Below are 25,176 nucleotides of genomic sequence, written 5' to 3'. Positions count from 1 at the left end.
TGGTTGGTTCATCATCCAACCATATGGATGGATACAATTGATATTTTCATTTATATAATAAAGTGAAACTTCCACCGGTTAGGAGTTTCTTCGTTTCTACCGATAAAGTGAAACTTCCATCAGTGGGGGGTTTTCTTCATCCCCACTGATGGTTAGTTGAACCAATTGGGCTTTTATGAGCAATGTTCTCTGCTTCCTTTAAATTTTCACATAGGAATGCGGGATACAATTATAATTCTATATAGGAGGAGATGAAATGAGTGAAGCAATACTTCACGGAATCGTTCTTGCATTTGGACTTATTATACCTTTAGGTGTACAAAATGTGTTTGTTTTTAATCAAGGGGCCAGTCAATCTACCTTATTGAAGGCTGCACCAGTTGTTATAACGGCGGCAATCTGTGATACTATTTTAATCTTATTTGCTGTGCAGGGTGTATCTCTTATGCTATTAACATTTTCATGGTTAACAACTATACTCTATACTATAGGTTTTTTCTTTCTTCTTTACATGGGCTGGGTGATATGGAAAAGTGAACCTACTGTTTCCAAAAATGAAGTACAAACGATGACTATCAAAAAACAAATTGTGTTCGCAGCTTCGGTCTCTTTATTAAATCCACATGCTATTTTAGATACGATTGGAGTAATTGGAACAAATTCTATTCAATACATAGGTACTGAAAAATGGGCATTTACCTTTGCAACAATTTTTGTTTCTTGGATATGTTTTATAGGGTTAGCTATCGCTGGACGAATGCTAGGAAAAGTAGATTCATCCGGAACAAAAATCAAACTACTAAATAAAATTTCTGGTGTTATTATTTGGGGAGTTGCGTTTTATATGTTAGCAAAGCTTTTCATAAAATAAAAAAGTCGCTTGTATCACCAGAAAAATCAGTTTATTATAAAGAAATCACTGAATTAACAGATAAATCGAGGTGAACGGATTGCGTCCCATTTTTTTAGGTATTTGTGCGGCATTCTTTTTTGCTTTTACGTTCGTTCTGAACAGAGCTATGGAATTATCTGGCGGAAGTTGGATTTGGAGTGCGTCACTTCGATATTTCTTTATGGTTCCGTTGCTTTTGCTTATTGTTATGAGTAGAAAAAGTTTACGTCCTCTTCTCAAAGTCATGAAAGAACGGCCAAAAACATGGATTTTATGGAGCTTTGTAGGATTTGGATTATTTTATGCACCTCTTTGCTTTGCCGCAACATATGCACCAGGGTGGCTAACTGCTGGGACATGGCAAATTACAATTATTTCAGGTTCATTACTTGCACCATTATTTTCAGAAACGATTGAAACAGCAGATGGCCCAATAAAAATTAGAGGTACCATACCATTTAAAGGTCTTGCGATGTCACTCATTATTCTTTTTGGTATCACTCTTATGCTTATAGAACAAGCAAATCACCTTTCTTTAAAAAATGTATTATTAGGTGTGCTCCCTGTAATCATAGCTTCGTTTGCTTATCCACTTGGCAATCGTAAAATGATGGATGTATGTAAAGGGCGTTTAGATGCTTATCAACGTGTATTAGGTATGACATTAGCTAGTTTACCATTTTGGATTTTGCTATCAATATATGGATTCATTACTGTTGGTATGCCCAGCAAAGAACAGACAATTCAATCTAGTTTGGTTGCCATTTGCTCTGGAGTAATCGCAACTGTACTCTTCTTCTACGCAACTGATATGGTAAGGAACAATATGCAAAAATTAGCTGCTGTCGAAGCAACTCAGTCTATGGAAGTACTATTTACAGTAGCTGGAGAATTAGTTTTATTAGCATCTCCATTCCCTTCTGCTTTATCTTGGTGCAGCATGTTTCTTATCATGCTTGGTATGATTTTACACAGCTATATTTCACAAAAAAGAAAAATTGTTCATAATCGAGAAATTAGCGCTTAAAATTTAAAATTCCCATGTAAAAAGCCATGATAACAGGATGTTTTCATGGCTTTATTTTTTATTAAAAAGTGTTACGAATCACTTATACAACTATTACTTATACGAAATATAATGCCCAAATTCTTGAAGTTTTTATATTACTATTAAAACTTACCTACTTTCAACCTCTACTGAAACGCTTTGTTTCATCTCTTTTAAAGAGGTATATAAATCAGTTGTATATAACTTTTCAGGAGCTGATATCATCATTTCTAATTGTTGATAACCGCTATCTATATCTTTAATTTTCACACGTTTCACTTGCAAATTTAGATGCTTAATTTGTGTAAAAATTTGATTTAGCTCTTGATGCTTATTAACAACTATTTTTACTGATAAATCCCTTTGCCTCAAAGAATAAGGTCCTGCTAATTTAATAAGATATGGAAATACATTAATTGCCAAAATAATTAAAACCATTGCCACAGCTGCTTCTGAATAAAAACCTGCGCCAATCGCAATCCCTAAGCCAGATGCTGCCCAAACCATAGAAGCAGTTGTTAATCCAGAAATCACATCATTATTTCTCCGTAAAATAACACCTGCACCGAGGAAACCAACTCCACTAACAATTTGTGCTGCAAGGCGCATAGGATCCATATTCGTATGCCCTGGTGATGAATATACATTTACTGATTCAATAGACACAATCGTAATTAAACAACTTGCTACTGAAATTACCATACTCGTTTTCACACCAAGCGGTTTATTCTTCAGCTGTCTATCAATTCCAATTAATAGTCCAAAAAAGAGTGCTAGACCTAGTTTGAGTAAAAATTCAAATGTCATATTCATTTCTCCTTATTCATTTAGTATTATTATTTTAAAATTTTTTATGGTGGAATGGTAGCTATAACTGTTTTATACTTTCAATACTAGTCCTTTCCCTTCCTTTTTAAATTATTTTCTCAATTTTATTCGTAAACTCCGCTTCTTCCTCCCATTTTATAGTTAACTATCAAGTAATCGTTTCATTAAAATATCCTTACCCATTTTTTCAAAAATGAATATATCGAACCTTTTTTACTGGTGGAGTTAAATAACTTCTATTCAAAAATGGCGCATAGAAAAAGGTTGGCTTTTCGCCAACCTTTTTCTATTTATTTAGATACTGATTTTTCCGTAATACCAAGATGTTCATTCAATTTCTTTGATATTTCCGTTACATTTTGTTCATTTGGTTGATAATAATAAATACCGTTAATCCGTTTATCTGCACCTTGTACTTGTAATTTTTCAATGTTCAAGTCTGTTCCTGCCATGTTTTTCGCGATTGCGAGCATGTCATCAAATGTTAAGTTTGTTTTTAAATTTTTATCAACTGCATCTAATAATGAGCTCAGCTTTGTGATCGATTTAACTGATAATGCTTTTTTTGCAATTGCTTCGATTACAAGTTGCTGTCTTTGGCCACGCATTGCATCACTATCGATTTTACGTGTTCTCGCTAACGCAAGCGCCTGTTCTCCATTTAAATGTTGATAACCTTTTTCAAGGTGAATTGCACCAGCTTGGTCTTTGCTGTCTTGTTCTGTGAAGGTAACTGGTACATCAATATCAATACCGCCAAGTGAATCTACTATTTTAATAAAAGATTCAAAATTAAATTTCACATAATAATCAACAGGTACATTTAAAAAGCGTTCAACCGTATCACGTGTACTTTCCACTCCACCAAATACGTGAGCATGTGTAATTTTATCTGATTTTTTTCGTGATGAAATATATACACGCGAATCGCGTGGGATGCTTACTAACTTTACTGATTTATCATCTTTGTTAATCGTTGCCAATAACAAAGCATCAGTGCGAACAGCTTCACCGTATTGGCTTTTTCTTTGTTCGCTTTCATCCACTCCCATAATTAAAATAGAAATATTATCTTTTAAAGGTGCCACCTCTTTATCACGTTTACTAGACTTATTTATTTCTGCATAAGAATTACTTGCAACCGCTTTTGCTTTACTATATATAAATGAACTATAACTTATCCCGCCAATAATAAGAAGTAAAAAGGGAATTGTCAGAAACCATAAAAAGCCTTTTTTTTTGGAGCGCATTTTTTTCTTTTCACTTCTACTCATTACTTCTATATCTTCTGTCATTTCGCCTCTCCTTTCGAAACATTTCCTCTTACTAGTTTAATTGAAATGCAGCATTCTTTGTATCGAATTACATTTCATTCACCTTACATTTTTGTAAGGATTTTTAAGTACTAATAATAACTCTTTACTAAATAAAAAGTAACATCAATTTGTTACAACCTACTAAGAACTTAATCTAAAAATGAATATTTTTGGGGATTTTTAAATAATTTTTTCTTATTTGGTATTATTTCCAACAATCTTTATAGAATTATTTCATTCTTAGAACTACGGTAATTTCTTAATACACAAACAGAAAAAACTGCACCATTTACATAACTATAAGCCTTCAAACTATCTCCACTTCCATATTGTCAAATTTAAATAAGAATCTCATTTAAATATTGAAATAAAAAAACTGGCCCCCAAATATTTGAAGGCCAGTTTTTTCAACTCGCTTTAAAGCCACCACCTAATACATCACGTACATCATGAATAACAACAAATGCATTTTCATCTTTTCTACTCACGACTTGTTTTAATTGAACGAGTTCTTGTTTATTGATAACAATATATAATACTTCCTTATTATTTCCTGTGTAACCGCCTCGTCCTTCTAATACTGTTACACCACGCGTCATGTGCTGCATAATGGACTCTCGAATAACATCTGGATAGTTTGAAATAATTGTCACAGCTGTTCTTGTATCCATTCCTTCTACAATAAAATCAATGACCTTCGCACCAATAAAGACCGCTACAAGTGTATACATCGCTTTCTCCTGTCCGATAATAAACACTGAGCCGGCAATAACAACGATATCAATAATTAATACACCTTTCCCGACGCTCCAGCCTAAATATTGATTTGCTAACCTAGCTATGATAGCCGAACCACCCGATGTGCCACCTGCTCGAAACATAAATCCTAAGCCAACCCCAACAAAACTCCCTGCAAAAAGAGCTGCTAATAATGTATCATTATTTACTGGAGTTGCAACGCCTTCTGTGATATATAAAAAGAAAGATGTAGATATAATACCAAGAATTGTATACACCATCGTTTTCTTATCAAAAAATTTATAACCGATTGCAAGTAAAATGACATTCATTATAAGGTTTACAAGACCAGGAGACCAGTCAAACAAATAGTAGGTAATAACAGTAAGACCGATAATCCCCCCTTCTGATAATCGATTTGGAATAGCAAAAAAGTTAATCCCAATCGCAAATAATAATGATCCAACTATAACAAGTAAAATCTCTTTCGTACGTTCATTCATTACATTTTCCTCCCATCTATGCCTTTACATGTATGTTATAATTCAACATCTTAGGAAACTAAGTTGTCGCTCTCCATTTCTCTGCATGTTTCTCTATCATTTCAATTAATTTTTTCATCGCCGGAGTCAACCATTTATTTTTATGGTATGCCAGTTCCGTTGTAACAAAATCCTCACTGTATACCCATGGAAGAGCGATTAACTTGCCACGCTCAATTTCCTCCTTAACCGTAATAAGCGGTAAATACGATAATCCTAATCCGCACATGACAGTTTGTTTAATTGCCTCAATACTCCAAAAGTGAATACGTGAGCAATTAACCCCTTCCTCTTTTATCCATTTTTCTAATAAGTCTCGATAACTTCCCGGCTCTGTAAGCAGTAGCATTTCTCCTTCTAAATCAGCAGGGGTAACGATTTTTTGTTTCGTTAGCTGATGCCCTGGTGGAGCAACAAGCACAACTGTTTCTCGAACAAGGGAATGAGTGACAATATCTACACCAAGCTTTTCCGGATTTGTAAATAAAGCAAAATCAAATTTACCTGACTTTAACTCATTATGTAACTCCTGGCTCTCTGATGGCTGTAAAATGATATGAACTTGCGGATATTTCTTTTTAAATTCATATAAAATCACAGGTAATCGATATATCATTAAAGACTCGTTTGCCCCAATACGTATCGTTCCTGATGGTTTACCGTTCATTTGAGATGACTCCAGCGCCTCATTAGATAATTCTAATATTTTTTGCGCATAAGAAAGCATATGCTCTCCTACTTCAGTTAAAATCACCTTTTTACCAAGACGATCAAACAAAGGGCTTCCAACTTCTTCTTCTAAAGATTGAATATGATTGGTGATTGTTGATTGTGTATATCCGAGCCATTCTCCAGCCCTTGTAAATCCACCGCTTTCCGCTACAATAATAAAAGTTTTCAAATGACGTAACTCCATAGTGCCACCTCCTGTTGTACAATCGTTATTTCATCTTCAATAGCATAAATTACGGTTTATATTATAAAGGTTACATATACTTTTCTAACATCAATTTATTGTTATACCTATATTGCCATAATAACGAAAATTGATGTTACAAGATATATAATGCCAAAGGTAAACATGTGTTATATTCATGTAAATTTTTATAAATGACTTCTCTCGGTTATATAAGATGCATACAGTAAAATTTGTCCTGAAACACCCATGAAGCTAACTATTTTCATAGAAATAGTTAGCTTCATGGACAACCTTATATACTTTTAACCATGTATACTCGAATCGAAAACGATTGATTTCAAACTTAAGCTGCCAGTTTATATAAATGTCCATTCTCAAATGATGTATACGGCATATAAAGAAACTATACAACATTTCCCTCTTCACACTCACCTAATCACTATTATATATTTAGAATAAGAATAAATAAAATGAATTATTTTAATAGAAATCATTTAAAAAAATGATGACTAGATCTAATAAAAAAACATTCCATTAAATCGGCATACTTCTCTTCATTATATATTTTTATACGATTTTCTAAAAAACACTGTCCAAATTATAAATTAAACATCCCTTACAACTGCTGAGACCCTATCGGAGAGTTATCTTTACAAATCCTATAATTATCTAGTATTATTACCTAGTACTTAAAAATGATTAATAAAAACAATAATACTCAATCTATTAAACATTCAAAATGAAAACAAATTAACTCACCAAAACTTATTTTAAATTCATATATAAATAAATTTTATTTTTCGTTATATTAAAAATCGTTCTCACATATATCCTCAGCACAGAGGAGCCATTCTTATATCGTATTTTCTATCATTATGAATATCAAAGTAGTGCCTATATACGGTTATATACACTATATTGCTATACTCGATATTATAAGAATGATAATTAACACCACATCAATCACCTCAGTTCATTGATAATGACAACATTCTAGTAGAACGTATTTTCTTTTTTCTAACACAGACTTGAAAGGGGCATATTTTTGCAAACACAACAGGAGCTTAGTAAAAAAACTATCATATTTATCCATGGGTTAGTTGGGAATCGTCGTGCATTTAAAAAAGAGTGTAAGCTATTTTCCTCATCTTACAACATCATAACGTATGATTTACTCGGTCATGGTGACGATAAAGGACAAGCAATTGATTTTTCTTTAGATCAATTAGTACAGCAGTTAACAGATCTTTATGAAAAAGAGGGAATCCAGCAAGCACATATTTGTGCTCTAAGCTATGGATGTTATATTGCCACTATATTTGCTCATATGTATCCTGAAAAAGTATTGAGCCTTTGTCATATCGGAGGTCATTATAATAACCCCTCTGTTTTGTTTAATGTCTTCCAAAAGTTTTGGGAGACAAGAAATAATGAATATTCCACTTGGCTTTACCAGTATGCAAATACCATCTTCCCAAGTGGTATACTGAAAGCAAATCCATTTGCAATTGTTTCCAAAAATATTTACTATCGATTTGGATTACAATTGCACTCATCTATTATTAGAGAGTCACTGCGACATCGTTTAGAATTCGATTTAAAATCTCGGTTACGAGAACTTACGCAACCGATTCTATGGGTAATGGGAGAATATGATCATCTTTATAAATCTTGTTTATTTGATTTAAAAACTATTCTTCCAAATGTTTCATATAAAGAAATCCCATTGGCTGGTCATGCTGCAAATATATTTCGACCAAATTATTTTTACGATCTGTATTCTCAGTTTTTACTAGACGCATCATCGTAAAACCAATTATTTTTATTAGATAAAGAGAATCGTGTACCATCTTTTTTAATTAAATTGTAAACATAAGATTTAAAATGAATTTATCAACTTAAACTATGTATCAAAAAGGATCTAATTCAATAGAATTAGATCCTTTTCAATATACTTTCCAAAGCCCCTCCTAATCCAATTCATTATAAATTTCCCCCTATCTATTCGAATTTCATATTTTTATTTTGGTAAACCATTGACCTCATATGCAACTCGAATTCCAGATTCAATTGCTCCCTGCATCCAACCATGTGTAACTGTCGTATGCTCCCCAGCAAAATGCACCCTTCCCTCAGGTATTTTTATATAAGGGTATAGTTCCAATTCTTGTCCTGGCTCAAAAGCTGTGAAAGCTCCGCAAGAATAAGGGCTTTGACTCCAGCTAAAGGATGCTCCTGAAACGAATTCGGAATAAACTTGATTACCGTATAACTCTGCCAAATTCTTTAAAGCATATTGAATACGCTCTTCATTAGATAGGCTGTCCCACGTTAACGCTTCATCCGCCCATGTATAACTGGCTAAAACCACCGCTGCTCCTGTTGTTTGTATACCATAGCTCGGATAGTACGTAAATCGAATTGGCAAATCAGTGATAGATTTACCACCATATTGACCAATTCTTTCCCAAAAACGGCTTTTAAATTCAATCGCGATTTTAGTTGCAGCTATATAGTTAAGCTCACGAATAGCTCTTCTTTTGTAATAAGAAAAAGAATCAAACGGTTCAATTTTCACAAAGCGTAATGCAGAAAAAGGAATAGTTATAATAGCACGATCACCTGTTACCATAAATTGTTCTGAGGTTTTCTCATAAATAGAACGAATCGTAACACTCTCATTTTGCTGAATAATATCTGTCACTTTTTGATGAAATAGTATATTTTCTTTTAGCTGTGGTAAAAAGGATTGTGGTAATACATCCATGCCACCCGTAATCTCATAAAATTCATTTGTTGATGTAAAAAATATCATCTCTCGCAATACTTCAACCACGGACATCCCCATATACGCTTCCATGTCAAGAAGAATGCCAATCATGTCAATTGCACCGTCTGAAAGATAAGAATTTAAAACGAAACCTAATGAATATTTTCTATATTGTTTTTCTATAACAAACCAGTTTTTCACTGGATCTTGTTTTATAAAATTTATAATCGGTTGTAAAACTGAAAGCATTAGCTCTTCAGCTGTTTTTCCTCTTTCGTTTGGCATAACTGGGTATTTTAGAACACTTGGATTTTGTTCAAATATATTGAGACGCGTTTTTATGCCATTTGCATAAATGATATCCAAAGGAGTTCGGTTAATAAAACGATTCGTAGACAATCCAAACTTTTGAATATATGCCGAGGTTAAAGTGTGTACATCTGGAATGCGCATAGACCCTGCATTAAAATATAGTCCATTGTTAAACGGAGATCGTACAGTGTACACTCTCCCTCCTATTCTATTATCTGCCTCCAAAATCGTAACTTTATGCCCAGCTTCCTTTAATAAAGATGCTCCAACTAATCCTGCTAATCCTGCACCAACAATAATGACATGTTTAGGAACTTGTGATTTATGAAGGCCATTTCTAATGATATGAATCATTTGCTCCATTAATAATTGATTATTTATATTTTGAGGCATCCTTATTTACTCCTCTTCAAAAGGATTTCATTGCATTATATTCAATGAAAAGGACACCTATGTGTAGTTCTTTTTGTTTAAGATTTCGAAAAAAGGATTAATTCCATTGATAATTTGCTAAATATAAGGTCCCTTTACTACAAATGCTAATACCAGAGCCAAATAACATATTTCCCCACAAATTCCCCACCCTATTTCGTAACAAATAAGCATTTAATACATTTCATAAATACGATTTTTTAGTAATATACTTGACATAACTTAAACACAATTCTATACTTACTTACATAAAGTAATTAAATAATATTTAATGTTTTTAATGCTTTTCGATTGTTCATTCAAACTAATTTACATCACTAAAACTTTATTACGAACAAAGGAGGAACAAAGATGAAATTTCAACATCATCCTTATACTTTTGTAAGTCATGTTCACATATTAATTGAAAATCTAGGACGCTCCCTTTCTTTTTATCGAGAAAAATTAGGATTCCAAATACTCGAACAATCAGAAACGAAAGCTGTACTAACAGCAGATGGAAAAACTCCACTTTTAACAATCGAACAACTAGAAAATATATTACCAAAACAACCACGCACAACTGGTTTATATCATTTTGCAATTTTATTACCTCATCGCTCCGATTTAGCAAAGGTATTATATCATCTCATCCAAACGGATTATCCTTTACAAGGGGCCTCTGATCATCTTGTGAGTGAAGCCGTTTATTTAGCAGATCCTGATGGAAATGGAATTGAAATTTATGTAGACCGTCCTTTTGAAACATGGGAGTGGAATGACGGGCAAGTAACAATGACAACTGAGCCTATAGCAAGTGACATTTTAGCGGCCGCTAAAGACGAAACCTGGACTGGTCTTCCGAGTGACACAGTAATGGGACATATTCATTTACATGTTGCTGATTTAGGAAAAGCAGAGGAGTTTTATTGTGCTGGTCTTGGATTTGATGCTGTAAGTAGATACGGTCATCAAGCATTGTTTATCTCATCGGGAAAATATCATCATCATATCGGTTTAAATACATGGAATGGTATTGGGGCACCTTCTCCGGCAGCAAACAGCGTGGGATTAAAGCATTTTTCACTTTTATTCCCAGATGAAGAAACACGAACTCAAGCTGTGAAACGTCTCCAAGACATTGGGGCATCAGTAACAGTAACAGATGAGGTTATTGTTACAAAAGATCCTTCAGGTAACCATATTCAATTATGTATTTGAAGAAAGTAATAACTAAAAAATAAAATTTGGTGGTGTATAAAATGAGTTTTTTAAATAAATTATTTGGAAATTCAACTAGTCAAGAAGAAGTAAATCATGCAGAACATACAACAAAAGATTTTTATTCTGCTGTAGCAGATAGACGTTCTATTTATGCAATTAGTAAAGAGGCTGTCATTTCAGACGAACGTATTCAAGAAATTGTAAATCACGCTGTGAAACATACACCTTCTTCTTTCAATTCACAAAGTGCACGAGTAGTCGTATTGTTAGGAGAACAACATGATAAATTGTGGAATATTACAAGAAACACATTAAAAGAAATTGTTCCTGCTGATCAATTTAGTTCAACAGAAGAAAAAATGACCGCATTTGGAAACGGTTATGGTACAGTATTATTCTTTGAGGACAATAGCGTAATTGAATACTTACAAGAGAATTTTGCCCTATATAAAGATAATTTCCCTGTATGGTCACAACAATCATCTGGTATGCTTCAATTTGTTATCTGGACATCTTTAGAACTTGAAGGATTTGGTGCGACACTGCAACACTACAATCCTCTTATTGACGATGAAGTGAAAAAAGAATGGAATATTCCAAGTAGCTGGAAGTTAATTGCCCAAATGCCATTTGGTAAACCTGTTGCTCCGGCGAATAACAAAGAATTTAAACCAACAGAAGAACGTATTAAATTCTTTAAATAATACCTAACAAATAAAAATAGTCTAAGTCACATTACATATTTTGACTTAGACTATTTTTATATTTTTCATAAACTATAATTTAAACCTGTCCGAAATGTTAGTATAATCAATATAAGAACAAACATTCGGGAGATGAAAAGGTTGAGCAAAGCGTTTAGTAATCTATTAAAACATATCGGAAAATTGTCGCACACAGAAAAAGAGCGAGTGTTTCAATGGGTAAAACGCTATGTTGAACCATCTTCATCTGTCGGTGGTCGTCTAATCAATGAAATGCGTGAAATACGTTTCAAAGAAGGGTTTGAATGCCCTCATTGTGCATCTGAACACGTTGTAAGGTTCGGAAAATACAATGGTTGCCAACGCTATCGTTGTAAGTGTTGTAATAAGACCTTTACAGATACAACTAATACAGTTCTTTATCGCACTCGAAAGGGTGATGAATGGATTACATTTGTTGATTGTATGTTCAAAGGCTATTCCCTGCGAAAATCTGCCGAAATTGTAGGGGTTACTTGGGTTACACTTTTTTATTGGAGACACAAATTATTAAGTGCATTAAAACAAATGGATTTTAAGCAATTTGAAGGTATCGTTGAAGTAGAAGAGACCTATTTCCTATACTCTGAAAAGGGTAAGCGTGGCATTTCTGACCGTAAACCTCGCAAACGTGATGGAAAGTCTAAACACAGAGGGATTAGTCACGAACAAGTCTGTGTTCTTGTTGCCAGAGACCGTACAAAAGCAACTGTGTCCAAAGTTGCTTGTATGGGGCGTATCGTTAAAATAAAGGTTGACAATATGATTGGTTCTAAACTGTCACCAGATAATGTACTTGTTACAGATGCTTGGAGAGCCTACAAGACCTATGCAACAGAAAAAGGATTAGAACATTACAGAATTAAATCGAACGAGGGCAAACACGTTATTAAGGGCTTGTATCACATTCAGAACGTCAATGGTCTCCACTCTCGTATGAAACAATGGATAGACCGTTTTAAAGGTGTGGCTACAAAGTATCTCGATAACTACCTTCCTTGCTTGGTTCTTATTTGTAGATAATCGTAGTAACGAAAGCACTAAGCACAATATAATGGAATTCTTACTGTCTTCATTTATATTTGAAATGACCGATACCTATGAAAGTTTACGTTTGTCAAAATTTAATACTTAAGCCTTGTTCAACTATGGTTAGTAAATATGCAAGATGGGTGGTGAACTACTGTGATTGATTGGCGATGGACGGAAGTTGATACATTAGAAAGTCAAGAAAGATGGAATGAAGCAAAATCGCTCCTAATAAAGAATTGGCGGCAAAATCCCAATGACTTAAAAGTTATTATTCGACTTGGTTTCTTTTGCTGGTATGTCTTAGTCGAAGAGGGACCTTTGGGGATTAAAGATGTAGATTTTGAAGAGTTAGAGACTGTATTAAATGAAGTTACGCATTTTGGATTGGCTAATTTTATGACAAATGAGGATTTTCTTTGGTGTTTTGGTTATATGATTTCGCTGTTCCCGTATTACTTCGGTGATTACGAATATTGGGAAGAAAAAGGTATTTCGATGTTAAAACGTGCCTATGAACTATGCCCAAATGAACCAGTGTATAGATATTCGTACTTAGGGTCCTTCCCTAATACTGAGGGAAAACTTAAAGATGAATTTTATCAGGTGCAAGCTGTTCTTGAAGATAGATTTCAAGGAGAAGGCGTATTATCCGAATATTTTAAAGGAGTGTGGCATAGTTGGCACGCAAATTGAACTAACCAAAGTGTTAGCTTAACAAGAATGGGGAAACCCCTTAAAGATTGAGTTTCCCTAATTTTTATTAAAAAATCAACATTAAAATTTAACAGAGCCTATTATTAAAATAAACTGTAACCCAATTGCAATGACTAATATACCACCTGCAAAGTATGGCAAAGTTACAAGTGCTGCAGCCCAAGTATTACCGACAATGCTATCAAATCTAAAAAAAGCTACCCAGAAGTCAAAGTAATATTATTCGAAGGTACGTATGTGGAAATTGTGGAGTGGATTAATAATGGCACTGTAGATGTAGGATTCATTATAGAGGAAACGACAAAAAACACTTTCAATCGGTATATATTGCAAAAGATGAAATTGTCTTAGGATTACCGAAAAATCATCCACTGGTTAATGAAAAAACAATTGATATAAAGACAATTGCTAATATGGACTTTATTATGCCAAAAGGGCCCTATCAATCATTAGTCTTAGAATATTTATCTGCTCATGATGTATTCCCAAACATTATATTAGAAGTACTGAATTGTGAAACGATTGTTAATATGGTTTCACAAAATATCGGGATTAGCATGGGCGTTGAACTATTTTTTAAGTCTCATAAAAATATTGAAATAAAAAAACTAAAACAAAAAAAATATCGTCAAATTAGCCTTGCTTATAAAGAAAAAACTCCTATCATAAATACTTTTTTAGTATGTAATCAGTTATAACAGTATACATGAGCTCATAAACAATGTGTTTGTGGCCTCATGTATATTCACTTTTGCTTCATTTGTTTTGCTAATAATTGTTTTACCTCATTATATGTTAAACCAGATTTCTTATTTAGCTCCTTCACCTCTTCAATATCAGTGCCAACAACAGTGTATTTTTTCTCTTTGTCCATATTGCACGTCCTTTTTTAAATATTAAATATTCGCTACGTTTTTATAAAGCCCCGTTGATTCTTTTAACCAGCCTTAACTCAAACATTTTGTTTTTGTATTTATTCCCTAAAATTAAATTCATTACTCATTTACTGCCTTTTTAATTTCGTTCTCAATTGAAAAAGGCGTTACGACATAGCGTAACACCTTTCATCACTTCTCAAACACAAAATTAATCTTATTATCTTTCCATTCTAACTTCGCATCAAACGTTTTATCGTTCTTCTTAAAACCTTTCATTAGTTCCGTCTGTTCACCTTTTAGTAGCTTCTTCATATTCTTTTGCGAAATCGTTTTTCCTAATATCTTTTTAGAGATTGTGAAATCACATTTCGTTGTATTATAGTTCGAGCATCCATAAAAAGTAGATTTATCAATTACATCTCCATCACACTTTTTACATTGTCCGACTTTTTTACCAACTGTAAATTTAGAATTAGATCGTTCAATAGATTCCACATGTAAACCTGTAAAATCCCATTTCTCAGACATTTCTACCGCATCTTCAATAATTTTCGCTGATAATTTTTTCGTTTGTTCCATAAAGGTTGCTGGTGAAGCTGTGCCTTCTCCAATTTCGGCAAGGCGCTGCTCCCATTTTGCTGTCATTTCTGGGGAAGCCAAAATTTTATCACCAATTGCGGTAATTAATACTTTCCCTTTATCGGTTGCATACACTTGATTTTTCTTCACATCAATATATTTGCGGTCCTTCAACATTGTAATAATGCCTGCACGCGTTGCTTCCGTCCCTAAACCTTCTGTCTTTTTTAATACTTTTTCCAGTTCTTCGTTCTCTAAATACTTCCCAGCTGTTTTCATTAACGTAATCAGCTGACCTTCTGTATATCGTTTTGGTGGCTGGGTTTTTCCTTCTTTCACTTTCACCTTTGCAACTTTTCCTTGTTCCCCTTCTTGTACAATTGGAAGAATTGTTTCTTCATCTTTATCATCTTGGAAAATCACTTTACGCCAACCTTCTTGAATTTGCTGTTTTCCTTTTGAAATGAATTCAGCACGTCCATCAACAAGCGTTGTAATTGTAGTGTAATCAAAAATCGCAGCTTCATAATGCGCCGCAATCAATCTTCTTACAATCATATCGTAAATTTTTCTTTCATCACCTGATAATTTACTTGGATTTGTTACTTGTTCTGTTGGAATAATGGCGTAGTGATCTGTAACCTTCTTCTCATTCACATATCGCTTGTTATTCATAATAGAAGAAACTGGTGCAGGCAACAAATCTTTATAATCTTCAAACTGACTTAGCTTCTGCAAAATATCAGGAAACGTTGCAGCTTCTCCTTCTGTTACGTAGTTAGAATCCGAACGCGGATAAGAAACAATTCCTTTTTGATATAACACTTGTGTGATATCAAGTGTCTTTTTCGGTGAAAATTTAAATGCTTTATTCGCCGTTGCTTGTAAGGATGATAAGTTAAATAAAAATGGCGGCTGAAACTCTTTTCGCTCTGTTTTCATTTCTTTCACTTCAGCCGGTTTATTTTGACAAAATGCAGCGATTTTATTCGCCATATTGGGATCCTTTAAGCGAGATTCATTGTCCTGTTCCCACTTACCTTCATATTTCTTTCCTCCTATATTAAAGGTTGCGAACACTTCCCAAAATGGCTCTGATTTAAAGTTTTCAATTTCTTTCTCACGTTTCACAATTAATGCAAGTGTTGGTGTTTGCACGCGTCCAGCGGAGAAAACATCATTCATTCCTTTTTTCTTTAGTAAAATGCTAAAAACACGGGAAGCATTCATCCCAACAACCCAGTCTGCACATGATCGTGTATATGCTTCGTAGTACGTATTGATTGTATCTGCTTCATCAAGTAAGTTTTTAAATCCTTGATAGATTGCTTGCTTCGTTAAAGAAGAAATCCACAGACGCTTCATCGGTTTTTGTACATTACAAAGATTAATGATATTCCGTACAATTAATTCTCCTTCACGCCCTGCATCTCCCGCATGAATAATTTCCGTCACTTGCGGATTATGTAACAGTTGTTTCACAACATTAAATTGCTTATACTTTGATTTTGTTACTTCAAATTGAAAACGTTCTGGAATCATTGGTAACGTATCTAATGACCATTTTTTCCACTCTTCATGATAGTGTTCTGGATTACATAATTGCGTCAAATGACCAATGGCCCACGTACAATAAGCACCATTCGGAAACAATTCATTTGCTTCCACTTCCAAATAACCGTCTTTTCGTCGATATTTAAATTGAGAAACAAGCGCTAAACCTTGATCTGGTTTCTCGGCAATAATTAATACGGTCATAGTTTTTAAGTCACTCTCCTTTATTCTTTATAAAATAAGGTATAAATGCTTCTCGACTTTTTTGAAGTCAAAAAAATATTCAAAACGAAGATTTTTCACCAATCATAATCATCTTTTTGAATATTTACACTGTTTTCAGATTTCAATTGTATAATGTTATCTCGATCTTCTTTTGGATTACTCATATCTACATTTTGACTAAACTTTTCAATATACATAATAGGATTACCAAAAGTTTCTGTCAAAGCGTAATTTATTGCTTCACACTTTGTTTCCCCTGTATTTATTACTTTTTTTAATTCCTTTTCTGATCCAACAAGCATATAAAAAAATCCATCTAATAACTTATGTAATTTTTCATTTTCATTCTCCAAGTCTTTTATTATATCATTTTTCTTATTCAACTGCCTTGAAATATCTGCTAAATTACTTTGTAAAACCTCTATTTTCTCTACCAATCTATCCACTAAATAGCTATATGGAAGAAGATCTTTAATTAAAGTATTTTTATCCCCATAATGCTTCTCTACTAAATCTACAATATCTACGTATCTGTAAGCTCTGCTTTCCACACAAATATAACTTTCTGTATTTCTTTTTCATTAGATAATTCTTTTAATAGATTCGTACTATCGTTCCACACAAGAATTTTGTCAGTCGCATTCTTTAAATTAAGTGAAACTACTTTATTGTTCGGTTCGGAAATTTCATTGCTTTTACTTATCTCTATAGATTCAATATCGTTTTTCCCTACGTTATCGTAATCCACTCCTTTGGTATTTTGTTCGTAATAGGCGGTCTTTTTACGTTTACCTTTTTTTGGTTTTTGGGGTATTTACTTTTCTTAAGTTGATGGCGATGCGGCTGAACCCCAAGAATAACGTTTTTTTACACTTGGGGATAGTAAAGAATCTTAAGTCGATGGGCATGTATGGTGACCCCTATTAATTGAATGAAAGGTTCATTCGGCACTCACAGCTCAAAAAAAGAGCCTTGATGATATACACCAAAACTCTTTGACTTCTTCAATTATTTAAATAGTACATTACATTTCCACGAAGAGAATTGTTCATTGTACTTCTCGAGAAGACTTACCATAATTTGAGAATCTTCTGGTAACTGCTCCTTTAGGTTTTTCCATCCTATAAAAACTAGAGTATCTGGCATTTCTACTAATCCAGTAATTGCATCCCAAAAAGAATCCCAATTCATCCCATAATAATTTGGAAACCCCAATTCCCTTTTTAACAATGAATGAAGCTCTTCTAAAACTCTTACACTCCCAACATCAATAGCAACGACTTCTTTTACAAAATCCTCACCTTTAGTATTCATTAAATATCCTTCCTTCCTTTACTTGTAAGTTCCAATAAAATGAACCGTGTTATAGTGGTCATATGTAATATACATTAGACCATCATTTGAATAAAGCAAACGTGTTCCTGGCTGTTTACTTCTAGACATAGTATTACTTAGACCAACATCCGCTTCATACCAGACTCTACCAAGCGCAGCAGGCAGAACTTGTGTTGTGTTTTGAAAAACATCTCCACCGATTTGTCCACCTGGCACATAATTATTTACTGCTTTTCCAGGTCTCCATCCATTTTGAGCAGCATCCACTTTAGTTACAAAATTCGAAGGTAATTTCCCTGTCTGTCTTAAACTATCGACAAGAGGATTAGCTAATTCAGTTGTTTTTAGTACCTGCTTATATTGGATGTACAGTGCAATATTACTAGCTCCAGGATTACCCGTCCCCTTAGTAAAAACCTCATCTTTGACTTCTTTTGCACTCCCTTTCACATTCACTTTGGCTTTAGCAGCTTCTGATAAATCTTCAACACTTGAAATTACCTTACCTCCACTATCGCCCTTAAAAGTATTACCCGTCCCTATTTTAGCTGTATGAGATTTTAAATAATCATCAAGTATACTTGCTTTTTTATTAAGATGATTTCTATATTGTTCAAAAGCTGGGATCGTTGATTTGATTTGGCTAATCAAACGATTAAGCTCTTCTCCGAATTTGGCATGCTGTGCATCTTTCCATGTAGACCCCACACTTGCATGAGCTGACTGCAGCTGTCTAAGAATTTGTTCGAGTGCTTGGCTTCCGTTATTAATCTGTTGAGAATATTGTCTTACTGCTTCCGGTGAGTTAATAACGTTTCCTGCCATGTTTCCCCCTTTATATAATTGTAAAATATCGCTTACAAAGTGATTTTTCTTTAAACTTTTAGAACCAAAAAAATGTTGTACTTAACATAGAGGCTTATTCCCTTGAATGTATTGTCTTAACAACTCTTGTTTCTTGCTAATAGTACCTATAATTTTCTCTTGATTACCTAACAATTCATGATTAAAATAAGTCTTTTTCCAATTTTCTACTACCAAAGCAAATTGTTGACATAGCTTTTTAAAAGCTTTCTGCCTCTCTTGAACTGTTCTAAGTTGTTTTATTGCTCTTATTAACTGTTCTTCTTCGCTACGACAACCTCGTTCTCCCTTAACGAGCACACAAGTATTATATACAACTTGAGCATGTTTAACTGCCTTTTCACATTCTTGTATTTGTTTCCTTAGCTTTTGTCCTGCATTCAAGATTTCATTCTCAATTTTGCTAATGGTTCCGTTTACTTTATCACATTCTACATGTAGCTTTGTACTAAGTATTTTAAGAGCATCTTTAAATTTATCTAGCGTTTCAGTCGAGTTGTGCACACCCATAGAAATCACCTACTTAGGTAAGGTTACTTAAGATTTAACCTGATGTGTAATCTTCTGTACAAAACTATCTATCCAGCTGACACTTGGATATTCAAATGGCTGGAATTTATGATAATCTCCCCTTAAGTCTTTATAAATAAGGCTATCTTTTTTTAATAAAGTGGCATATTCTTCTCCCAGGAATCTTGTCGACTCATCATCCCGTAATCTGCAGGCAATCCTATGACCAAAGGATCTTATTGGATCATATCCTGAAAGGTCAGTGAAATTACTATTTGTATCACACCATGCGATGACATAGATTCCATATCGTGGGCCATCTTTTAGTAATTCAAGGAACTTTTGGTTTGGCGAAATATTTGTCAAGTATCCCTCTGTTGAATCCTCATTCGAATTGTTACTAAAACCAAATTCAGACATAATTTCATCAATTTGATTATCCTCCACACGTGCTGTCGTATCATATGCTGCATGAATACGTTGGATACCGTGTAAAAAGAAGAAGTATAGATTTTTTGGTGAACGGATGCCATGCTTTCTATTATTCATTTCTTCGTGTAAGTAATCTAATTTCATTTGAAAATCATTATCGTTATTTACAGTTTCAATAAACGAAGGCAATTTCTCTAGCAGTTCATCCAAACTATCTTTTTCTTCTTTATCTGGGGACGGAAAATCTGCAAAGATAATCTTTTTTGTCTTTGTATCACTTGTGCTTGCTTGATACTGGAACAATACTGAACATAGGGTATTGAATAATGCTTTTCTGGCAAGGTGCTCATCTTGTCCTAATATGATCATATTGTCTTCATTACGGTAGTTCAGATTTATTGTTAAATAAGGAGGTGCTACGCGATTTGATTTACCCATCCATAGCTGAATACCCTTTGTTTTCTTTTGGTAGAGATCGAGTGGATCATTAATTGGTATGTTGGCTTCTTCAATATTTTCAAAGGTTTGACTTGAGAATACTCGAGCATTGTATACATGGCCATTTTCCGTACTATAGTTGTGAATTGCTTGTAGTACTTCCTCTTGGCTTGATTTATCAAGGTATGCAATCTTAAATTTAACATTCTGAGCATTTCCAGCATCGCTATTATATATGGCAACTCCCATTTCTTGTCCAAGACTCTCTATCCCATTATTATCTTCACCTAATAATATTCGAGCATCTTTTTCATCCGCTTTTAAACCGATTCTAACGGCCATTTGTGATCGGGTAGTAGGCTCAAACGTTGAATTAGCTGTACTTGAAATGCTTTGAGAGGCTAAAATAATATGAATGCCGAATGAACGTCCCCGTCTTACAAGGTCATCGATAAGTGCTCCACAGTTTCTGGCTATCTTACTATTTAAATGGCTATCAAATAATACTTGGAATTCGTCAATAATCAAAAGTATCCTCGGCATTTTTCCGCCTGTCTTATTTCGATAATCCTTGATATTTTGAACACCATGCTCTTTAAAAATTGTTCCTCTACGGCTTAATTCTGTTTGGAGTTCTATTAATATGCTTTCACCAAACTCCTGCTCACTTTCAAGTGCAAGGAGTTTCATATGTGGTATTTTGTAGTTGGCGTATTCCATAAATTCAACGCCTTCTTTAAAGTCAAGTAAGTAGAATTGCAATTCATCCGGGCTATAGTTTATACACGCGCTCGTTATTAGTGTATGCAGCAATGTTGTTTTACCTGATCCAGTTTTACCCGCAATAATTGCATGCTGTGAGGTATCTACTCCAAATAAAAGTTCATGTGTTTCACCCGCCCCTGTTTTCCCGAGCGGAATGGTTAATGATTCTGAGCTTTTTCTTGCAAACCAAAGGTCAGGAATGATAATGGAGAATGGAGTTCCTTTCTTGTTTGCTGTGACAATTTGCTCAGAAAGCTTCTCAATAAAAGTCTGGAGTTCTACATGTTGTGGCGGTGAGAAAAATTCTATGAGAATTTCAGGATATGATTGGAAGAGGTATAAATTCTTGTTATCATTAAAAACCTCCAATAATAATTTACCAAGTTTTTCAAAGATATGATTAAAGGCATCCTGCTGGAACTGAGAAACAAATTCAGAGTTATATGTAATAATTGTATGGACACCGCATCTTGAACCGTTTTCAACGATATAAAGAAGTTTCTCCATCATGTCCATTGAAAAATTCTTTGGAAAATCTAATACCGTGAGTAGTTTATAACTTTCGGCATTCTCTTTTGCAAACGAGTTGTATTCATAAATATCTCCGAATCCTGAAGAGAGCTTAAATTGCATAATATTATCAATATGGTTATAGATCCCATCTAGTGCTCTATGAATAGCCTCTTGACTGGTAAAGACCTGTTTTCCTACTACATGGTCATCTTTCAATGCCAGTTTCATAAATGGCGAAAAGATTCTGCCTGCATTTTTGGGGTCGATAAAAATACAATGAAGTTTCGTTGGAGGCAGTTGTGCCAGCATTCGAGATATTATGGAGAGAACTCCATTGTTCACTTTATTTTCTACCTGCCGATTTGAATGAATCATTATTGAACAAGTTCCATTGAACTGTAAAGCAAACGGAAGGATGAAATGATCATCTTCAATCCAGTCACCATACATTTCTTCAATCACTGAACCTGAAATTTCTTCTTGATCCAGTGTTTCAAATTTCGCTTTCATTAATCCTAGATTGATAATTGGATTTTCTAATTTTCGAGTGCCTGAAAGTAAAAAATCAGGCTTATGCGGTTCAACCGTTTGCATAAGGTCTTGTATGACCTCTGTCGGAATTCTCTCTTCAAGTTCGTTACGTCGTATCTGATGGCATTCCCACAATTGACTATAAGTTTTTGAGATTAATTGCTTGCCTTGTCCCTTTACGTTAGATGTTAACTTTTTCAAGTATTCATTTTTCAAATTTGTTTCAATTAAATTTGCGCGCTCAAAGAGGAATTTGATCTCCGTATACTTTTGTGTTCTGTTGTTGGTAGTAAAGTGAAAAATAGGTTTATTAGTTAAGAGGTCAGTTCCAACTTCTAATAATCTGTTGGCAATCTTTACTATTTCTTCTACGGGGTTCTTAATTTGAGAATAGGGATAAGTATAATTTTCTTTAATTTTTAATCTATCTTTTTTCTTGGCATAAAATTTATCCAGTACAATAAATTCTTCCTCAATTTGTTTGATAAAAATAGAGAAATCTTCAATCCAGCAAATATGCTCTTGTCCTTTAGTTAGATAATTCACCATAAGCTTTTCTTTTTTAGAGCTATATTGATCACTAATTTTCTTTGTTTTTTGATTATGGGTGTTTTCAATGTCATTTAATTCTCTATATATTAACATCAATTCAGAAAGTAATTTATTCAAAAAGAACTCCCTCCATGAAAGATATTTTATTCAGCCATTTAATAATTTTTAATTCTGTCTAAAATTAATTTCTAAATGTCTAGGTGGGATAATTAGACTCTTTTAAATGAGCTGGATTTAGTGGAAAAATTTTATTACTAGGGGTATTAACAATAAAAAGATCAAAATTACAAATACAGCAAAAATTAATGTACCTATTAACTTGCCGATAAACTCTGCAAATAGCGAAAATAATATTATAATAACTAATGGTAAAATCAGACTGAACGCATAATCTTTACCCCCATAATTTTTAGCCCATATGCGATTGTAAAGGCTGATGACTCCTAGGGCCATCAATCCGAAAAATAGGCCATTACCTATTCCTGATATACATACGAAAAAAATTCCGTATAGCAAGGCTATGATTCTCGTTCGTTTACGATAGACTGAAATTTTTGTCTCCATAGCATCCTCAGACAACTTCGTTAACCTATTTTCAAATTCAGCCGGGACAAAGTTGAATTCAACTCGTGAATTCCAGTCTATGTTATCAATTTCTTCATTAAAATCTTTAATTCCCTCTGCTACCAACCGCTTGAGATCATCAGGATAATCAAGAGCATTGACACCTTCATTGCTTGGCATTATTGTATCCCTCCCCTCCATCTACTATCGAAAATCATTTGCGAATAAAGATACTCAATCACTCATTTAAAATATTGTTCTAACTCTCTTGCGACTATATACAATTCTTGAAGAGAGCGATTTAAAGCTACACTTGAATAAAGGATAGGCTGTATAGCTTCATGCTCAAATTTCTTTCTTTGCTGATCCTTCCAATCACTTTCTAGTGAATTCCAGATTCCTTCAAATTTCCTTACGGATGATTCAAATTTTTGTTTTTTTCCTGCTAATTCAGTTGAATAAGAAATAGCTTTAGGCCTCCTTCAGAAAGAATTGGGGCGGTTAATCATTTTGTTTACTTTATTTGAACCGCTATAAGTATAATGGTTTATAATATGAACTATCTTAAATAATCATCAAGTATACTTGCTTTTTTATTAAGATGATTTCTATATTGTTCAAAAGCTGGAATCGTTGATTTGATCTGGCTAATCAAATGATTAAGCTCCTCTCCAAATTTAGCATGCTGTGCATCTTTCCATGTAGACCCCACACTTGCATGCGCTGACTGCAGCTGTTTAAGAATTTGTTCGAGTGCTTGGCTTCCTTTATTAATCTGTTGAGAATATTGTCTTACTGCTTCCGGTGAGTTAATAACGTTTCCTGCCATGTTTTTCCTCCCTTTTATAATTGTAAAATATCGCTTACAAAATGATTTTTCCTTACAGTTTTAGAACCTGAAAACTTGTACTATTAAAATAAGTTTTTATTATTTATGATTGGATGTTTTGTATAATGATCGCCTCCCTTATCTCTATAAAAATATAAGCTAGTTATTATATATTATTACAACTTTATCCAATTAAATGGAATAAAAAGACCTGAAACAATTAAAAAGCAAGTGGGATTTTGGTTGAATACAGATATTGTAGATGTCCTGGATTCAGTTACAGCAGGAGCTGAACGAGGTATTCGTTCCAAGATTGTTAATGTGATCTACTACGCAGTGTCTTTCAAGGGAAAGGATGGTTGTGAGGCCTTTGGTTGTTTAAGGGTATATCTTTAGGGATTATTAGGGGTACAGCCGCATGCCCATCAACTTAAGATTCTTTACTATCCCCAAGTGTAAAAAAACGTTATTCTTTCTAAACAAACTAAATTAGAAAGGATGACGTTTTTGTATGAATCTCTCGATTCAAGATGAATTACAATTATTTGCTGAAGAATTACATCAACATCTTACTCCTTCATTTTTAGAAAAGCTTGCTAGAGAACTAGCTTTTGTACAACGAAAGCGTAAATTTTCAGGTCATGATTTAGCTGCTATCTGTGTTTGGATTAGTCAACAGGTAGCGAGTGCTTCTTTAGTTAGACTGTGCAGTCAACTTCATGCCGCTACAGGAACTCTTATTAATCCGGAAGGACTCAATAAACGTTTCAATAAAAAAGCTGTTTGCTTTTTATTTCTCCTCATTTTCAATTTGTATATCTTAGTTGCAATTCCAAGTTCTTCACATCTTCCATGGTCTTCGCCTATATTCTCCAGATTCGACTCCCCTTTGTCCTATTACTAGGTTACTTTTGACGAGGCGGCAAGGTTCACTTAATGTTACAGTCTGCTGATTCGCTCGCACTTCTACTAGAAGTTACTTTGTCACAGGGCTACAACCTTAGGATTTCTCCACCAGTTGCCTGTCAGCTACTAGGCGACTTTGCTCCTACCTAGACTGGGCACGCAAATTAAAAAGACATTTACTAAAATTATCCGTGATATTATCCCCTTAAGGT

General features: G+C 33.9%; 21 protein-coding genes and 2 pseudogenes. 9 read left to right on the top strand and 14 right to left on the bottom strand.

Going from position 1 to position 25,176, the window contains the following annotated elements:
- Positions 1-256: 256 nt before the first annotated feature.
- Both CN326_RS18500 and CN326_RS18495 read left to right on the top strand, forming a co-directional pair.
- A complete protein-coding gene (locus CN326_RS18500) occupies positions 257-871 on the top strand; it encodes a LysE/ArgO family amino acid transporter (protein WP_098310439.1) in 615 nt (204 codons plus the stop codon).
- 79 nt (positions 872-950) lie between these two features.
- Positions 951-1,919, top strand: a complete 969-nt coding sequence (locus CN326_RS18495; protein ID WP_255258161.1) for a DMT family transporter — start codon at positions 951-953, stop codon at positions 1,917-1,919.
- A 150-nt stretch (positions 1,920-2,069) separates the two neighbouring features.
- On the opposite strand, the gene CN326_RS18490 is transcribed toward CN326_RS18495, so the two are convergent.
- The 4 genes from CN326_RS18490 to CN326_RS18475 form a co-directional block, all read right to left on the bottom strand.
- Positions 2,070-2,747 carry an MgtC/SapB family protein gene (locus CN326_RS18490; RefSeq protein ID WP_098310438.1) on the bottom strand — a complete coding sequence of 226 codons (678 nt, stop codon included), beginning with the start codon at positions 2,745-2,747 and terminating at the stop codon, positions 2,070-2,072.
- Positions 2,748-3,058: 311 nt separating this feature from the next.
- On the bottom strand, positions 3,059-4,063 hold the full coding sequence (locus CN326_RS18485; protein WP_098310437.1) for an LCP family protein: 1,005 nt from the start codon (positions 4,061-4,063) through the stop codon (positions 3,059-3,061).
- 428 nt (positions 4,064-4,491) lie between these two features.
- Complete coding sequence (locus CN326_RS18480) at positions 4,492-5,325, bottom strand: YitT family protein (protein WP_098310436.1); 834 nt, start codon at positions 5,323-5,325, stop codon at positions 4,492-4,494.
- 58 nt (positions 5,326-5,383) lie between these two features.
- Complete coding sequence (locus tag CN326_RS18475; RefSeq protein ID WP_098310435.1) at positions 5,384-6,280, bottom strand: LysR family transcriptional regulator; 897 nt, start codon at positions 6,278-6,280, stop codon at positions 5,384-5,386.
- 1,042 nt (positions 6,281-7,322) lie between these two features.
- On the opposite strand from CN326_RS18475, the gene CN326_RS18470 reads away from it, so the two are divergent.
- Positions 7,323-8,093 (top strand): alpha/beta fold hydrolase, encoded by a 771-nt coding sequence (locus tag CN326_RS18470; RefSeq protein ID WP_483295657.1) that lies wholly within the window; start codon positions 7,323-7,325, stop codon positions 8,091-8,093.
- A 210-nt stretch (positions 8,094-8,303) separates the two neighbouring features.
- On the opposite strand, the gene CN326_RS18465 is transcribed toward CN326_RS18470, so the two are convergent.
- The gene (locus tag CN326_RS18465) at positions 8,304-9,758 is read right to left on the bottom strand and encodes a flavin monoamine oxidase family protein (RefSeq protein WP_483295655.1); all 1,455 of its coding nucleotides are present in this window, start codon (positions 9,756-9,758) and stop codon (positions 8,304-8,306) included.
- Between the two features lie 390 nt (positions 9,759-10,148).
- Between CN326_RS18465 and CN326_RS18460 the strand changes: the two genes are divergently transcribed.
- From CN326_RS18460 to CN326_RS25215, 5 genes and pseudogenes are all read left to right on the top strand, one after another.
- Positions 10,149-10,997 (top strand): VOC family protein, encoded by an 849-nt coding sequence (locus CN326_RS18460; RefSeq protein WP_098310433.1) that lies wholly within the window; start codon positions 10,149-10,151, stop codon positions 10,995-10,997.
- 41 nt (positions 10,998-11,038) lie between these two features.
- Positions 11,039-11,704 (top strand): nitroreductase family protein, encoded by a 666-nt coding sequence (locus CN326_RS18455; RefSeq protein ID WP_098310432.1) that lies wholly within the window; start codon positions 11,039-11,041, stop codon positions 11,702-11,704.
- Positions 11,705-11,845: 141 nt separating this feature from the next.
- A pseudogene (locus tag CN326_RS18450) lies at positions 11,846-12,878 on the top strand (IS1595 family transposase).
- A gap of 50 nt (positions 12,879-12,928) precedes the next feature.
- Positions 12,929-13,468, top strand: coding sequence for a hypothetical protein (locus CN326_RS18445; RefSeq protein WP_098310431.1), 540 nt, complete (start codon positions 12,929-12,931; stop codon positions 13,466-13,468).
- Positions 13,469-13,770: 302 nt separating this feature from the next.
- Positions 13,771-14,187, top strand: a complete 417-nt coding sequence (locus tag CN326_RS25215; protein ID WP_369680120.1) for a LysR family transcriptional regulator substrate-binding protein — start codon at positions 13,771-13,773, stop codon at positions 14,185-14,187.
- Positions 14,188-14,234: 47 nt separating this feature from the next.
- Here the strand turns inward: CN326_RS25215 and CN326_RS25210 are convergent, their stop codons facing one another.
- The 9 genes from CN326_RS25210 to CN326_RS18390 all read right to left on the bottom strand — a co-directional run bounded on the left by CN326_RS25210 (position 14,235) and on the right by CN326_RS18390 (position 24,058).
- On the bottom strand, positions 14,235-14,363 hold the full coding sequence (locus CN326_RS25210; protein ID WP_098310430.1) for a hypothetical protein: 129 nt from the start codon (positions 14,361-14,363) through the stop codon (positions 14,235-14,237).
- Positions 14,364-14,556: 193 nt separating this feature from the next.
- Positions 14,557-16,704 (bottom strand): DNA topoisomerase III, encoded by a 2,148-nt coding sequence (gene topB, locus CN326_RS18430; protein ID WP_098310429.1) that lies wholly within the window; start codon positions 16,702-16,704, stop codon positions 14,557-14,559.
- A 95-nt stretch (positions 16,705-16,799) separates the two neighbouring features.
- Positions 16,800-17,276: a hypothetical protein gene (locus CN326_RS18425; RefSeq protein ID WP_255258160.1), complete on the bottom strand. Its 477-nt coding sequence runs from the start codon at positions 17,274-17,276 to the stop codon at positions 16,800-16,802.
- Positions 17,277-17,733: 457 nt separating this feature from the next.
- Complete coding sequence (locus tag CN326_RS18415; protein WP_098310427.1) at positions 17,734-18,039, bottom strand: barstar family protein; 306 nt, start codon at positions 18,037-18,039, stop codon at positions 17,734-17,736.
- An 18-nt stretch (positions 18,040-18,057) separates the two neighbouring features.
- On the bottom strand, positions 18,058-18,885 hold the full coding sequence (locus CN326_RS18410) for a WXG100 family type VII secretion target (protein WP_098310426.1): 828 nt from the start codon (positions 18,883-18,885) through the stop codon (positions 18,058-18,060).
- A gap of 81 nt (positions 18,886-18,966) precedes the next feature.
- A complete protein-coding gene (locus CN326_RS18405; RefSeq protein WP_098310425.1) occupies positions 18,967-19,434 on the bottom strand; it encodes a hypothetical protein in 468 nt (155 codons plus the stop codon).
- Between the two features lie 27 nt (positions 19,435-19,461).
- Complete coding sequence (locus CN326_RS18400; protein WP_098310424.1) at positions 19,462-22,782, bottom strand: FtsK/SpoIIIE domain-containing protein; 3,321 nt, start codon at positions 22,780-22,782, stop codon at positions 19,462-19,464.
- Positions 22,783-22,899: 117 nt separating this feature from the next.
- Positions 22,900-23,409, bottom strand: coding sequence for a hypothetical protein (locus tag CN326_RS18395; protein ID WP_098310423.1), 510 nt, complete (start codon positions 23,407-23,409; stop codon positions 22,900-22,902).
- Positions 23,410-23,788: 379 nt separating this feature from the next.
- Positions 23,789-24,058, bottom strand: a complete 270-nt coding sequence (locus tag CN326_RS18390) for a WXG100 family type VII secretion target (RefSeq protein ID WP_098310422.1) — start codon at positions 24,056-24,058, stop codon at positions 23,789-23,791.
- Positions 24,059-24,569: 511 nt separating this feature from the next.
- Between CN326_RS18390 and CN326_RS18385 the strand changes: the two are divergent.
- A pseudogene (locus CN326_RS18385) lies at positions 24,570-24,873 on the top strand (IS4 family transposase); the annotation flags it as partial.
- Positions 24,874-25,176: the final 303 nt, after the last annotated feature.

It is taken from the genome of Bacillus sp. AFS018417 (assembly GCF_002560985.1).
Classification (GTDB): Bacteria; Bacillota; Bacilli; order Bacillales; family Bacillaceae_G; genus Bacillus_A; species Bacillus_A rhizoplanae.
Note: the sequence above shows the minus strand (reverse complement) of the source record. Positions and strands in the feature narration are given on the sequence as shown.